This window comes from Moorena sp. (assembly GCF_982860115.1).
Map to the genome: position 1 here is coordinate 44,518 of NZ_CEYLVT010000009.1, position 14,566 is coordinate 59,083.

Genomic DNA, 14,566 nt, shown 5'->3' on the forward strand with positions numbered 1-14,566 from the left:
TTTATGCTTCTGCCAAGTATCGTTAATAACTAGAGTTAAAATTACTACCACTTATTTTTTTTTCTAAGGATGTATTCGGATGCCAGATTAATGTCAAGACTACTAAAATAAAAATAAATAAATAAAATAAGGTAAATAAAAAACCAGGAGAAAGCTGATGATCCGTAAAACACTAGTTATAGTAGGAATCGGCTGGATAGTTGTGGGATTGGTACCTCTTGCCTATGCTCAGTCAGGAGCGCAGTCTAGTGAGCCAAGCGGTTCAGTAACCCTGTCTGGTGACACCCTCCGCCAAGTTAATGGTCGCACGGTCTCAGACGATTATGGCACCTTTTTCCCAACATCACTAGAGCTGGAGGAAAAGGAAGGCTTAGGTAACAATTTACAGCCTAAGTTCAAGGTTGGCTCAAGTGACAATGTAGACATAGTTTTTGGGGATACCATCCAGCAAGAAGAACTGGATGTGTTTCCTCAATCCCCAACTAATCGCAATACTCAAAAAGTCCAGTTGGCGGTTCCACTTAGAGAATAAAGGTTGACTAAAGGTTTGTTCTAAGCACTGATAGCTAAACGGTTACTCAACCTCTGGTTCACCAGTTCAGTAGCCAGGCTAATTGCAGCCTTCATGCTAGTAGCGTTAGCAATGCCAAGACCAGCAATATCAAACGCTGTGCCATGATCAGGAGAAGTGCGCACAAACGGTAAACCGATGGTAGTATTGATCGCTCGGTCAAATGCCATAAGTTTGACAGGAATTAAGCCCTGGTCATGATACAGTGCCAAATAAGCATCATGAGCATCATCAGCGTACTGCTGGTGGTTGCCGTACCAAGCCTGACCAGGTTTTACCCAAAGCGTGTCAGGAGGTATTGGTCCATCTAATTGGATAGTCGGGCGTTGCTGGCGCTCTTTCTCTAGCCAGGGAATCAGCCAATCTTGTTCTTCACAACCTAGCTGACCCTGCTCACCACTATGAGGATTTAACCCAGAAATCCCGATTCGAGGTTTCTTGATACCAAAATCACTAGCCAAGCAGGCGATTAGTAAGTCTAGTTTACTCCCCATCAATAATGGCGTTAAGGTGTTTGGTACTTGACTTAAGGGAATATGTGTGGTAGCTAAAAGTGTACGTAGCACCCAACCGCTATGGGGCGATCGCGCTACGAACAACATCCCAAATTGTTTGACACCAGAGTAGTGGGCTAGCACTTCAGTTTGACCAGGATAATCATGTCCTGCGGCTTTCCAGAGAGACTTGGCAATGGGTGCGGTCACAATACCATCAAACTCACCACGTTGGGTGAGTGCGATCGCATTTTCGAGATACACAAAACTAAGAGCACCACTAGCAGCATTACCAACACCTGGGGTTATTTGAGGCCGTTGTCCATAATCCAACTCAATGTCAATTATTGATAATGTCTCTGGGGAAGCTAAAGTAGCTACATCTTCAATGCCCTGCTGACGTAGTTGGGTGTAAGCCGCATTTAAGAGGTACCGACTGCCAATCACCGTTATCTCACAATTCCTAGTGACTTGGTAATCTGCCAATGCCTTGAGGACAACTTCTGGTCCAATGCCTGCCGGATCTCCCAAGGTCACCGCTAACCGAGGAAGCCTTGGTGGTGAGTTAAGTTTTCCTGTCAAAGACATGTTCTGATGGTTTGTTGACAAGTCTGACATCATTCCTGAACACTCCCGGATCCTAACCCCTTTGCTGAAATAGTCTTGCTCAGGATTTCCATAGGATTGCTATATTCTGGCACCCTAGTCATGATACCTTGTAACAAAAGTACATAGGAGATCATAAAACAATGGGTACAGAAATTTTCAATGCAGCATTTTTGTCCTTCACCCTGATTCTGGTGGGTTTGGGCTTAGGCTTCTTATTACTCAAAATCCAGGGAGTGTCAGAATAGTTTCTAGTGAATGGGTTATGGGGTAACTGCTATGGGGTTTGCTCAAGAATTCTTTCACAGTTTTCTTCCAAATCCATGACTGATGCTGTCGCCCGCCTCAACCCATTCTCCCACACCCCTCACCGTGGGCAAAGCCTATTGAATACCAGAAACATGAGAGATAGACAAAATTTCTGATAGAATCTTATAGAAACTTAAAGATTCCTTACTAAAATTACTATAATGAACTTGTTGGTCGTCGGTGCAACTGGCACCTTAGGAAGACAGGTGGTTCGTCGTGCACTGGACGAGGATCATCAGGTACGCTGTCTTGTACGCAGTCCACGAAAAGCCTCTTTCCTTAAAGAATGGGGAGCTGAACTAGTACAAGGGGACCTTTGTGTTCCAGAAACCCTGCCAAAAGCTCTGGAAGGGATCACAGCTGTCATTGATGCGGCAACATCGAGACCAACAGATTCTCTGACCATCAGACAGGTAGACTGGGAAGGTAAAGTTGCCCTAATTCAAGCTTCTGTGGCTGCTGGTATAGAAAGATATGTCTTTTTCTCAATTCTGGGAAGTGAGAATTTTCCTCATGTCCCACTGATGGAAATAAAGCACTGTACAGAACTATTTCTGGCAGAATCAGGATTGCCACACACAATCTTGAAAGCAAGTGGCTTTATGCAAGGCTTAATTGGTCAGTATGCGATCCCGATTTTGGATGGACAGGCGGTTTGGATAACTGGAGAAACCTCTCCCATCGCCTATATGAACACCCAGGATATTGCTAAGTTTGGCATTCGTGCTCTTGAAGTTCCAGAAACAGTAAATCAGACATTCCCGGTTGTGGGAACCAGAGCCTTTAGTACCTACGAAATAATTAACCTGTGTGAGCGGTTGTCCGGTAAAGATGCTAAAATAGCCCGACTCCCAATAAATTTTTTGCGGGGTATGCGGCGATTCGTAAGATTTTTTCAGTGGGGCTGGAATGTGGCAGATCGGCTTGCCTTTACTGAGGTGCTAGTGAGCGGGAAACCTCTGGATGCACCGATGGAGAAGGTATACGAGGTCTTTGGCCTAGATCCTAAGGAAACCACAACTTTGGAAGAATATCTACAAGAATACTTTAACCGGATTATGAATAAGCTCAAAGAAATCGATTACGAGAAGGCTAAAAAGAAGTCTAAGAAGAGGACTCCTTTTAAATCTAAATCCTAGATATTTCCTGGAAAATCGATAAGCGCGAGGTTTTGGGGAGCCAGTGCAGCAAAAGTGCTTCTCTACCGGGCTTCCAAGGTGCGGATGCCAGCCTGAGCACACAGCCGGTCCCCATAGCGCGACTGGATCAAGACAGTACCTGATTAAATCACAATTGTCCATGATGTTCGGTGATAATTTAATCCAAGTAGTTCAAGACGGGGACTGGTGAGTATACCAAAAGCAGGCATTATCTACAACGACCTTAAACCAATGGCTTGTAGCGTTGCTGAAGAGTTGCACAACCAATTGAGGACTGCGGGTTGGGAAGTGTGTATGGCTACAGGGGTTGGGGGAATTCTGGGTTATTCGAGTCCTGAATCACCAGTGTGTCATACACCAATGGACAAACTAGCCCCCCCTGGTTTTGATGACCAGATGGCTTTCGCTATTGTATTGGGGGGAGATGGTACAGTACTAGCGGCTTTTCGCCAAGTGGCTCCCCAAGGGATCCCTGTGCTAACCGTGAATACAGGTCACATGGGTTTCTTGACAGAGACCTATGTCAATCAGTTGCCTTCTGTCTTGGAACAGGTCATGGCACAAGAGTATGTTATAGAAGAACGGTCGATGCTTTCTGTGCAGATCCTGCGAGATGAGAGGATTTGGTGGGAGGCACTTTGTTTAAATGAAATGGTATTGCACCGGGAACCGTTGACGAGTATGTGCCATTTTGAGGTACAAATAGGACATCACGCACCAGTGGATATTGCCGCTGATGGTATAATTGTATCAACACCCACTGGCTCTACTGCCTATTCTCTAAGTGCTGGAGGACCAGTATTAACTCCTGAGGTGCCGGTGTTGCAACTGTTGCCCATCTGTCCCCATTCTTTGGCATCTCGGGCATTAGTCTTTGCCGACACAGAACAATTAACCATTTTTCCCGCTACTCCCAATTCGATGGTGATGGTAGTTGATGGCAATGGTGGTTGCTACGTAATACCAGAGGATAAAATAAAAGTTAAGCGATCGCCTTACTCCGCTCGATTTATCCGTTTGCAAGCACCAGAGTTTTTCAGAGTTTTGCGAGAAAAGTTGGGGTGGGGATTGCCACACATTGCTAAACCGACCTCTGTGGAGTTGCCTTAGAGCTTACATCCATGTAACCAGAAAATGTAGTTTCTGGTTGTGTCTGGTGATTTCCGATATCCATGTGGATGTAATCGGTGAAACGCAACTTCGGATCAGGGGGGCTTGTGCAACGTTTGCCCCGGTAAGATAGGAGTATCCACCAGCAACTGGCTATTCACGGTCGGTACTTAGGCAATCAACCCAAACTATTCTATGTCTGCTTTGAATCGCAATACTCGTCGTCGGCTCAATAAATTACAACAGACTTCCAGTGTGTGGGAGGGAGACCGCCGTCCCCTGTCAGTTATTGGTAACAATCATCAACAGCCGGATGGTGAGGGTCATAATGATTGCATTCTTTGGGTGGATGGCTCGGAAGGCATCGTCAGGGCAATGGATTTAGTATCACCAACCATGGGACCAGAAGCGATTGTTCGTGCCCTTATGCAAGCCATGGAACATCCCCAAAGCCCCGCCAGACCAGCACGACCCTCAAAGATTGTTGTTCGTAACCGAGAAATTCAGTTCTTTTTGCGAGGTGTCCTTCAAGGGTTAGACATTGGCATTGATTATGTACCCAATTTACCCTTGATTGACGAACTGTTTCGGGGATTTGAGGAAATGGCGGCTACTCGACAACCCCAGCTACCACCTAAGTATGCTGACCTACTTATAGAAAAAGCCTATGAAATTTGGCATGAAGCTGCTTGGGAAGTAGTGGCTGATCATCAGATTATCTCAATTGAATTAAATCGCTGGGATGTGGAAACCCTATACGTCTCAGTAATGGGTATGCTGGGTATGGAGTACGGGGTACTACTATATCGCTCCTGGGATTCCCTGAAACGCTTCCGATCATCAGTGCTGGCAGATGACTCCTGGGAAAAGATGGAACAAGCTTTCTTAGGGCAAGATTGCTTGTTTTTAACCTTCGGGCGGTTTGGGGATGATACCGAAGATGAGGATGAAGAGGATGATATTGATTTAGCTGATTTGCCAGTATCAGAGATTGTACCTGGCTTTGGTACAGTCCATCCCTTGGAAGGAATGCGACCTTATATTTATGAAGAAGAAGCGATCGCAATTTATGTTGCCCTAGAAGCGATTCAGCGATTTGTTCACGATTACCATGAACAATTAGATGACGAAAACTTACCCAAGATTGGTAAGCGTTACCGTGTCCCAGTACCCCTAGAAGCAAAATCTACTGTTAACGTTAAAGTTAACACTCATCCTGACCTGGCGGATGAGTTGTTAGAGATGGCAATTGAGTCCGAGGAAGATGATTTTGATTCAGAGTCGATGACTATACCCTTACGGGATGACCTTGTGCCAAAGGATGCTTTCCTCAAGCTGGGCATGATGTCTTGGGAAGCAATAGAATCTATTCGCTCTGGTGTCAAATCCTATCAGTCTCAGAATATCAAAGCAATCGGGGAAGGCATGCCAGTTATTTTGATTCAAACCACCCGACCAAAGGCACAAGTGTTGATAGAGCAGATCGAGACCGCTGGTGGACTCAAAGGGATTTGCTTTAATTCAGGGGAAGACCCCTTTGAAGGCACACGGTACGACCTCGGCATTATCCAAACAGAAAACAGCAGTCTTTATTTGTTAGGAGAGTTTTCTGAAACCGATACCAACCATGCTGCTGCCCGCCAGCAGTGGGAGGAGGGTTGTGAAAATCAGGGATATTGTGGTTTAGTTATTGCCAGAGGTCTAGCAGGAGCATCTCGGGGTAATCCCAAGCCTCGTGACATGATGGCATTGTTTGAAGCGCGATCGCTTTCCACTACAGATTTGGGAATAGCAATCCTCAAGGCAGAACCCTCAATAACTGAGCCTCCCTTCTGAGCTTATGATTGAGAGAATGATTGAGAGACTCCCCACCCAGAAGCCTGATCCGATCACGGGATAAGTAGACCAACAACACCACCATCCCCTGGGATTACTTCACCAATTTTACATGCATTTACCTGCTGTGAATTAAACGATGTTAGGGTTTGCTCAACCTGCTGTTGAGGAACAATCAGCACAAAACCAATCCCCATATTATAGGTATCAAACATTGCCTGAGGACTAACCTGACCTGTGTGAGCTAGCCACTCAAAAATTGGTGGAATCACCCAGCTGTTGGGATAAATCTGGACGGATTGTCCAGCACCCAGGCAACGAGGGAGGTTTTCTGGGATACCGCCGCCGGTAATGTGAGCCATACCGTGAATCTCGATACCAGCCCTACGAGCATCAAGCACAGGTTTCACGTAAATCTGTGTTGGTGTCAACAATTCCTCCCCTAAGCTTTTACCAGCTAACAATTCCGGAGTTATATCCCAGGAAAGAGCGTTGTCTGGGGAATCCTGAACAATTTTCCGGATCAGACTAAAACCATTGCTGTGGACGCCCTGACTGGCCAAACCAATGGCCACATCTCCAATTTGCACTTGGGAACCGTCCAACATCCGGCTCTTTTCCACAATTCCTACACAAAATCCTGCTAGGTCATACTCGGCGAGTTCGTAGAAACCAGGCATTTCTGCAGTTTCCCCTCCTAGTAAAGCACACCCAGCCAGACGACAACCTTGGGCAATACCGGCAACAACCTGAGTAAGTTGTTGTTGATTGAGCTTGCCAGTTGCTAAATAATCCAAGAAAAACAGGGGTTCCGCACCAACAGTCAAGACATCGTTGACGCACATGGCTACCAAATCAATGCCAACGGTGTCATGGCGGTTAAGGTCTTGAGCCAATTTGAGTTTAGTACCAACTCCATCAGTTCCAGATACCAACACTGGCTCAGTATATCCCACTGGCAGCTGAAAGCAACCACTAAAGCCACCCAGTCCACCTAATACTTCCGAACGGTGGGTACTTTTTACCAGGCTACGGATTTGCTTAACAAATCCTCGACCTGCTTCAATATCAACACCAGCGTCTCGATAATCCATGGGAACACACAAATGCTTTTGAGCTAGAAATGCAGGATGTATTTTACCAAAAATCCTGGGTTTAAAGCCCCGTCCTTCTAGGACGGCTTTTATTTGTCTTGCATTTGACACTTTTATACAATCGTGTTAGTATAAATATCTATCGAAAGAGGTCGAGATTCGGTGATTATTCTAGAGTTTAAAGCCAAAGGCAGAGAGTCCCAATATTCAGCCATAGACGAAGCCATCCGGACGGTTAAGTTTATCCGAAATAGCTGTATTCGTTTGTGGTTAGACAATAAGGGGACGGGAAAAAGTGACCTTAGCAGGTATTCTAAAATCCTGGCTAAAGAGTTCTCTTTTGCTAATGAATTAAATTCTACTGCCCGTCAGGCTGCGTCTGAAAGGGCATGGTCATCGATTGTTCGCTTCTACGATAATTGCCAGAAAAAAGTTCCAGGTAAGAAAGGTTTTCCAAAGTTTCAAAAGCGTGCTCGCTCTGTCGAATATAAGAAATCAGGATGGAAATTATCTCCTGACAAGAAATCGATAACGTTCACGGACAAGAAAGGGATAGGAAAACTTAAGCTCAAGGGCACCTGGGACTTGTGGCGCTTCGACAAGAAGCAAATTAACCGGGTTCGGATAGTCAAGCGAGCTGATGGGTACTACGTTCAATTTTGCGTTGCTGTTAACGTAAAAGAGGAAATAGAACACACAGGTGAGATGATTGGATTAGATGTAGGACTTAAAGAGTTCTACACAGATTCTAATGGCCATTCCGAGCCAAATCCCCGATTCTATAGGAAAGGGGAGAAACGTTTAAAGTTTTATCAACGCCGGGTTTACCGAAAAAAGAAAGGCTCATCCAATCGCAAAAAAGCGGTTAATAGGTTAGGCAGGCAACACCTTAAAATAAGTAGGCAGCGTGAGGAACATGCAAAGAGACTTGCACGTTGCGTAATCCGTTCGCGTAGCGTCGGCTTCGCCGAATCTAACGATTTGGTCGCCTACGAAGATTTAAGAGTTAAGAATCTAGTAAAAAATCACTGTCTCGCCAAGTCTATTAATGACGCAGGTTGGTATCAATTCAGGAAATGGTTAGAGCATTTTGGAGTTAAGTTTGGTCGGATAACTGTTGCAGTAAATCCTGCCTATACTAGCCAGAGTTGCTCTGATTGCGGCGAGGTTGTCAAAAAGTCCCTATCTACTAGAACCCACACCTGTAAATGTGGTTGCCAGTTAGATAGAGATCACAATGCCGCTATTAATATCCGAAACAGAGCTATAAGTACGACGGGGCACGTCGGAACTTGGGTTATCGACCCGTTCGCGTAGCGTCGGGTTCCCCGAAACGCTTCAGGAGATTTAGCCTCTACTCTTTCTGGTTCCGGCCTGATTGAGCAAGCTGGGTCGTTGATTGAAGAATCCCCGCTCCGTGATTGACGGGGAGTGTCAAAGCGTAGCGTCGATCAAGACCTAGGGGGCAAATAGGGTGAGATCAGTAGTGTGTTGAGGAAGGTCGTGGTAAGCGCCGTGGTAAGCGCCGTGGTAAACGCTGTGGTAAGCGCCCTTATTTACCAGAATTGCTTGCACCTAGTCTGTATTCAAGTTTACTTTATGGAGTAAATTTGTTGAAGCTGATTCATTAGTTATTTCACAGATCTTGATGGGATTGATAAGAATTAACTATTCTTGGAGTTACTTCACAAAAATTTCACAAAAGCTCTAACCACTAATATAACTTAGTTTGTGGTCAATCTACAACCGTAAATTTTGACAAGTTCTTGGTAACAGCTTAATAAAATGGGGATTCCACCATCAGAAACTTCATGGTAGTCTGTTTCAGGTTTTTAGTTAAATCACTAATAACCATTTGTGAGGAAATAACCATTTGTGAGGAGTTAATGGGCAAGTTGAAGTTATGTTACTGCCTTTGTTGCAGCACCATAATGCCTAAAACTGCCAATTATCTTAGACTACAGACCTATGAATCAAAAAATTTGGGGTGGCATCACCGTTTCTGTGCTAACAACAGTTCTCGGTGCAACAATATCAATTCCTGTCTCATCCGCTGAGACAGTTACTCAGACTGTGACAGGAAATTCTGATGCCCAACTGGCAGAAGAATTGCCATCTAGCGCAACTGCAGCAATAGAAAAACTACCAGCTCAGCCAACACCAGAGTTTCAAGTGGCTGAGTTTCCAGAGCAACTGAGAACTGCTAAACCTGATGAAATCATTACCAATATTTATGCTTATGAACTTGCAGGACGTCAGGCAGCTACACTGTATGTCCGTAGTATTCCTGTTCTGACTTTCCTAGGTTCACAGGAAATCAATGCTGACCCTACCAAAGACATAGTTGCTACTGAGGTTGAAAAGATAGCAACTCCGTCTTCTGTTGCCCCAGGCAACGCTACGATATCGGATGCTAATGGGTCAGACAATGACTCAATCCGGCGGGCTCAAGTGGTTGCTGCTCGGATCAATGAACTTCATGGCAACAATGTCAATGCTGAGTCAATCACTGTCCGTTGGAATGGTTCCTACAAAAGCTACAGCATCCAAGTCAATGGGGAAGAATTAGTCCAAGTTGATGAGAATACAATTCTGCCAGATACCACCAAAGACCTGGCTGAAGATGCTCTACAAGCTACTAATCGATTGCGACGGCTGATCGGTTACGCTCCCCCTCTCAAAGAAATTGCGGACTTACCGCCAGCACCAAAACCACGAACAGTACAGAAAGTAGCTAGGAGTACCACTCGTCGGCGAGTAAGAAGTCAGATGAGGGGTATGGCTTCATGGTATGGTCCGGGTTTCCATGGCCGCCGCACTGCCAGTGGTGAGCGATTTAATCAATACGCCCTGACTGCTGCTCATCGTACCTTGCGGTTTGGGACTAGGGTGCGGGTGACTAACATGAGAAATGGTCGCTCCGTCATTGTGCGAATTAATGACCGTGGACCCCACACCAGAAATCGCGTCATTGACCTTTCCAGAGCAGCAGCCCGAGTGATCGGACTTGAAAGATCCGGTACTGCTGCTGTGCGTCTAGAAGTTTTATATTAACTTCAATCTTCAACGGCAATGGGTAATGGTTAATGGGTAATGGCTAATTGTAATCTAATTCCCAATTACCAATTCCCCATTACCAAATCTGAGAAAAAATTTGTTGCAGGTAGACACGATAATTAGTATTAGTATCATCTGTGTCTCTGCTTAAAGTAAGCATTCAGCTAATGCCCTAGGCTGAATGCTTATTGTTTAAGTGGATAGCCTAAGCCCAACTAAACTGTGAGGTTTCTAATTTATCTATTGAACGGAAAATAGGTAGGGGCGTTCAGGCACAAAAGAGAGGGTTGTGGCATTTTTACCGCTTACTCAAAAATCGGCAATTTAAATGGGCAACAGTTTAATTATTGTTTCAGCAACTTCAACTTTAACTAAAATTTAAAAATCTCTCACTTCATTACTCTCTTAGGTTTGAGCTATTTTTAAAACAAAAATACTTAGCTCAGTTGGAGTATTTTTGTAGTAGTAAACTTGAATTTATTATTCTAAACTTTATAATAGTCTTTGGTTAGTAGTGTAATATTAAACAAGTTTACTTTAAGCGAGTAAATCCAGAGGTGCGACCCGTGATGGCGACCAATCCCTTGACCGTAGGTCACGCGGGGCGCGTTCGCCATCACGGAAAGCGCACCTATGCAATTTTGAGTGCTAAATCAATCTGAATTAGCACCAAAATGCCTGGAATCATAATGTTTAATCTACCCTAACTATGACTCAAAAAAGTTGGAGTTGCATCACCGGTTCTTTGATAACAACAGTTTTGGGTACGTTGTTATCAACTGATATTTCATCAGCTAAGGGCTTTGACTACACTGTTAAAGATAGCCCTGACTTACCACTGATGACAGAGGTGAAATCTGCCACAATTCCAGATGCTGAAAATCTCTCCAGTCAGCAAGTTCAGATGTTTGATTTTGCTGAGTTTCCAGATAAATTTAGAATTCTCCCTACTTTAACGTTACCAGCTAAGGCCGTAGGCCACGCTGCGCGAACGGAGCTAATCACTACTGTTCGCGCAGCGTGGCCTACGGCCTTGGAGATTCCAAAGTCAGAAGAGAAGATAGCTTCTCCGGATTCTAATCTCCAAGAAAACGCTATGCTGATTGGCTATGCTTCTCCTCTCAAAAAAAGCAGTGCTTCACCACAGACACTGCAATTACTAACAGTACCAACGATTGCAAGCCGTCGCCGTCGCCGAGTGCGATGGAGTGTAAGGGGGATAGCTTCTTGGTATGGTTCAGCTTTTCATGGCAGGCGCACTGCTAGTGGCGAAAGATTTAATCAATATGCTCTGACTGCTGCCCATCGTAGCTTGCGCTTTGGGACTAGAGTCAAAGTGACTAATCTCAGAAATGGTCGCTCTGTCATTGTGCGGATTAATGACCGTGGACCTTATGTCAGGGGTAGGATTATTGATTTGTCCAGAGGAGCTGCCAGAATAATTGGATTGGTAAGGTCTGGCACTGGGTCTGTGCGTATAGAGATTCTTTATTAAATTGATTAGTGATTAGTCAATAGAAATCTCCAGGAATTCCTTGGCAACTCCTGGAGATTTCTATTTATTAAAACTATGTTGCTAACATCAATAGGAATCTAAACTCTAAAGTCTTATGCACCTGTATACAACAACTGCTGGATTACACTGCTACTTACAACGTCAAGGTCTTGGCAAGGAAGTGGGTCTGGTAACCACTATGGGAGCCTTGCACAAGGGTCACTTAAGCTTAATTGAGCGGGCAAGACGAGAAAATTCCCTGGTCATTGTCAGCATTTTTGTGAATCCTCTTCAGTTTGCACCGACAGAGGATTTTCAGGAGTACCCCCGTGGATTGGCTCAGGATCAAGAACTTTGCCAACAGATTGGAGTTGATGCAATTTTTGCTCCCACTGTGGATCAGTTGTATGGTGACAATCCAATGCCCACTGCGGACAAGGGTGATGAATTGACTCAAGTGATTCCACCCAAAGCCATGACCTCTGTCCTATGTGCTGTCTCTCGTCCTGGTTTTTTTCAGGGTGTGGCAACTGTCGTGCTCAAGCTGTTTAATCTGGTACGACCAAACAGAGCCTATTTTGGTCAAAAGGATGCCCAACAGTTGGCAATCATCCAGCGTATGGTAGCAGATTTAAAGTTACCAGTGACCATTGTTCCTTGTCCGATTGTGCGGGAAAAGTCGGGACTGGCGTGTAGTTCTCGCAATCAATACCTGACACCAGAGCAAAAAGCCCAAGCATCATTACTCTATAAAGGGTTGCGTAGTGCTCAGAAAGCGTTTCAAGATGGATTATGCGATCGCATCAATCTGATTGAGAGGGTTAGGTCAGAATTAGCTGCAACCCAGGATATCCAGGTCGAGTATGTGGAATTAGTACATCCTGTTACTCTGACTCCCCTCGAACAGGTTGAAGAGCAAGGATTATTAGCGATCGCAGTTCACTTAGGTACAACTCGTTTAATTGACAATATACTCCTGTCCCACCGTAAACCAATTGTGGCCATTGATGGTCCGGCTGGAGCTGGAAAATCTACCGTTAGCCGTTTGGTGGCTAAAGCATTAGGATTGATGTATCTTGATACTGGTGCCATGTACCGGGCTGTGACATGGCGGGTGCTCAAAGCAGGTATTGACTTGGAGGATGAGCCTGCGATCGCAGAATTAGTCAGTAAAATTACAATTAATCTGACTAATAATCAACCAGGAGAGTCTGGGATTCAGGTGTGGGTTGATCGAGAAGAAGTTACCCAGGTAATTCGTTCACAGTCCGTTACTGCCAAAGTTTCTACGGTTGCTGCCCTGAGTTCAGTACGCCGTGAGTTACTCAAACAACAACAACGCTGGGGTCGTCAAGGAGGTGTAGTGGCTGAAGGTCGTGACATTGGCACCCATGTCTTTCCCAATGCAGAAGTCAAACTATTCTTAACCGCTTCTGTCCAAGAAAGGGCACGCCGCCGTCAGCAAGACCTGAAAAACCGGGGGCAAGAGGTGAGCTTAGAACAGCTGGAGCAGGAGATTCAACAGCGCGACCTAAAGGACAGCACCCGTGCTGTAGCCCCCTTGCGCAAGGCAGCTGATGCTATTGAAGTACAAACCGATGGTATGAGTATTGCAGAAGTTACCGATTATCTTGTCAATATCTATTATCAGCAATTGTCACCGGATAGCTGACCGCTAATGTTCAACAGACAATTAAACAGACAATTAGGCAACAGTTAGCCACCAGTCTATAAGATGATGGTTAGTTAAAGATGATGATTTACTTTCCTGGTATTTTGGCAGGAGCAAAGGAGACCAATTTTGGCAAAACGTGAGGGCTTATTCTGGTCGCGCAGTACATGGATTATAATTGCTGCTCTTCTAAGTTGTATGGCTGCCTACAGCTTGAAAACAGGTCGATGGGCTAACCAAAATATTGCTGCACTAATCACTAGGCAAATGCCACAGCAGCAAACTGACTCAAAGAAAGTTGAAACGTTAACTAAGCAGCCAGATGAAGGTTTGCAGCAAGGTATTGCTAAATGGGCAGAGCAAGAGAGAGGCAAGCAGATTAACTATGTTCCTCCCCAATTTCGGGGAAAATATATCGAGGACGTTGAGCTTAAAACTCCACAGAAAGTCATTGCCTTGACCTTTGACGATGGTCCTTGGCCGAAGATGACCAACGATGTGCTACACATCCTTAAAAAATATAATGTTAAGGCAACTTTCTTCGTCGTAGGGAGAAATGTTTATCTATATCCAGAAGAGCTTAAGAAAATTGTGGACCATGGTCATGCCCTTGGCAACCATAGTTGGAACCATGCTTATTATTATCATAATCCTTTAGCAGCTGCTAAGGAAATTGATAACACCACAGCACGAATTTACAAAACTATTAACGTTAAGACCTCTTTGTTTAGACCCCCTGGGGGGATCATGAACAATGGCTTAGTGGCTTACGCTCGAAAAAAAAATTACGTGATTGTAAAATGGTCAGCTGACTCAGAGGATTATTCGGTAAACCAACGTCGGTTGACCTATAATGTGCTCCGCAGAGCGAAACCGGGAGGAATTGTATTACTACACGATGGTGGCGGCAATCGTTCCAAGACGATACGAGCTTTACCGGTAATTATTACTGAATTGAGAAAGCAGGGTTACCAGTTTGTGACCGTACCAGAATTGTTGGCAATGGCACAAAAAGAGTTGGAGATGGCACAAAAAGAACAGAAGTGATATCTAATTTTTTATCAACGGTTAACCGTTAGCTTTTGACAGTCAAGGGTCAACGTTAAACCCATAAATAGGTAATCAGTTATAATCCACTTGAGCTTAACCTAACCTTGAAGGC

10 protein-coding genes and 2 pseudogenes are annotated in these 14,566 nt (G+C 44.8%); 10 read left to right on the forward strand and 2 right to left on the reverse strand.

All coding sequences use genetic code 11. The annotated features are described in order from the left end of the window. The first annotated feature begins 157 nt into the window (after window positions 1-157). On the forward strand, window positions 158-532 hold the full coding sequence (locus AC4II3_RS03010) for a hypothetical protein (protein ID WP_488014711.1): 375 nt from the start codon (window positions 158-160) through the stop codon (window positions 530-532). Window positions 533-552: 20 nt separating this feature from the next. Here AC4II3_RS03010 and pdxA read toward each other — a convergent pair whose 3' ends face one another. Next, entirely contained in the window at window positions 553-1,653 is a 1,101-nt protein-coding gene (gene pdxA, locus AC4II3_RS03015; RefSeq protein WP_488014713.1) for a 4-hydroxythreonine-4-phosphate dehydrogenase PdxA, read from the reverse strand. Window positions 1,654-1,814: 161 nt separating this feature from the next. On the opposite strand from pdxA, the gene petM reads away from it, so the two are divergent. From petM to AC4II3_RS03035, 4 genes are all read left to right on the forward strand, one after another. Then, the gene (gene petM / locus AC4II3_RS03020) at window positions 1,815-1,919 is read left to right on the forward strand and encodes a cytochrome b6-f complex subunit PetM (protein WP_063747919.1); all 105 of its coding nucleotides are present in this window, start codon (window positions 1,815-1,817) and stop codon (window positions 1,917-1,919) included. A 222-nt stretch (window positions 1,920-2,141) separates the two neighbouring features. Next, window positions 2,142-3,119 (forward strand): SDR family oxidoreductase, encoded by a 978-nt coding sequence (locus tag AC4II3_RS03025; RefSeq protein WP_488014715.1) that lies wholly within the window; start codon window positions 2,142-2,144, stop codon window positions 3,117-3,119. A gap of 213 nt (window positions 3,120-3,332) precedes the next feature. Next, window positions 3,333-4,250 carry an NAD(+) kinase gene (locus tag AC4II3_RS03030; RefSeq protein ID WP_488014721.1) on the forward strand — a complete coding sequence of 306 codons (918 nt, stop codon included), beginning with the start codon at window positions 3,333-3,335 and terminating at the stop codon, window positions 4,248-4,250. A 195-nt stretch (window positions 4,251-4,445) separates the two neighbouring features. After that, on the forward strand, window positions 4,446-6,086 hold the full coding sequence (locus tag AC4II3_RS03035; RefSeq protein ID WP_488014717.1) for a DUF6930 domain-containing protein: 1,641 nt from the start codon (window positions 4,446-4,448) through the stop codon (window positions 6,084-6,086). Window positions 6,087-6,139: 53 nt separating this feature from the next. On the opposite strand, the gene purM is transcribed toward AC4II3_RS03035, so the two are convergent. Next, on the reverse strand, window positions 6,140-7,180 hold the full coding sequence (purM, locus tag AC4II3_RS03040; protein ID WP_488014723.1) for a phosphoribosylformylglycinamidine cyclo-ligase: 1,041 nt from the start codon (window positions 7,178-7,180) through the stop codon (window positions 6,140-6,142). Window positions 7,181-7,342: 162 nt separating this feature from the next. Here purM and AC4II3_RS03045 point away from each other — a divergent pair. The 5 genes and pseudogenes from AC4II3_RS03045 (at window position 7,343) to AC4II3_RS03065 (ending at window position 14,451) form a co-directional block, all read left to right on the forward strand. Next, window positions 7,343-8,605 (forward strand): annotated as a pseudogene (locus AC4II3_RS03045) (RNA-guided endonuclease InsQ/TnpB family protein). 543 nt (window positions 8,606-9,148) lie between these two features. Then, window positions 9,149-10,234 carry a septal ring lytic transglycosylase RlpA family protein gene (locus AC4II3_RS03050; RefSeq protein WP_488009275.1) on the forward strand — a complete coding sequence of 362 codons (1,086 nt, stop codon included), beginning with the start codon at window positions 9,149-9,151 and terminating at the stop codon, window positions 10,232-10,234. Window positions 10,235-11,288: 1,054 nt separating this feature from the next. Then, window positions 11,289-11,732 (forward strand): annotated as a pseudogene (locus tag AC4II3_RS03055) (septal ring lytic transglycosylase RlpA family protein); the annotation flags it as partial. A 115-nt stretch (window positions 11,733-11,847) separates the two neighbouring features. After that, a complete protein-coding gene (locus AC4II3_RS03060) occupies window positions 11,848-13,404 on the forward strand; it encodes a bifunctional pantoate--beta-alanine ligase/(d)CMP kinase (RefSeq protein ID WP_488009273.1) in 1,557 nt (518 codons plus the stop codon). A 129-nt stretch (window positions 13,405-13,533) separates the two neighbouring features. Then, complete coding sequence (locus tag AC4II3_RS03065; RefSeq protein WP_488009271.1) at window positions 13,534-14,451, forward strand: polysaccharide deacetylase family protein; 918 nt, start codon at window positions 13,534-13,536, stop codon at window positions 14,449-14,451. Window positions 14,452-14,566: the final 115 nt, after the last annotated feature.

Bases quoted from the DNA above. Each gene is read 5' to 3' on its own strand.
- petM (WP_063747919.1), top strand. From the start codon at position 1,815: ATGGGTACAGAAATTTTCAATGCAGCATTTTTGTCCTTCACCCTGATT.
- AC4II3_RS03050 (WP_488009275.1), top strand. From the start codon at position 9,149: ATGAATCAAAAAATTTGGGGTGGCATCACCGTTTCTGTGCTAACAACA.
- AC4II3_RS03025 (WP_488014715.1), top strand. From the start codon at position 2,142: ATGAACTTGTTGGTCGTCGGTGCAACTGGCACCTTAGGAAGACAGGTG.
- AC4II3_RS03010 (WP_488014711.1), top strand. From the start codon at position 158: ATGATCCGTAAAACACTAGTTATAGTAGGAATCGGCTGGATAGTTGTG.
- AC4II3_RS03060 (WP_488009273.1), top strand. From the start codon at position 11,848: ATGCACCTGTATACAACAACTGCTGGATTACACTGCTACTTACAACGT.
- pdxA (WP_488014713.1), bottom strand. From the start codon at position 1,653: ATGTCTTTGACAGGAAAACTTAACTCACCACCAAGGCTTCCTCGGTTA.
- AC4II3_RS03035 (WP_488014717.1), top strand. From the start codon at position 4,446: ATGTCTGCTTTGAATCGCAATACTCGTCGTCGGCTCAATAAATTACAA.
- purM (WP_488014723.1), bottom strand. From the start codon at position 7,180: ATGGATTATCGAGACGCTGGTGTTGATATTGAAGCAGGTCGAGGATTT.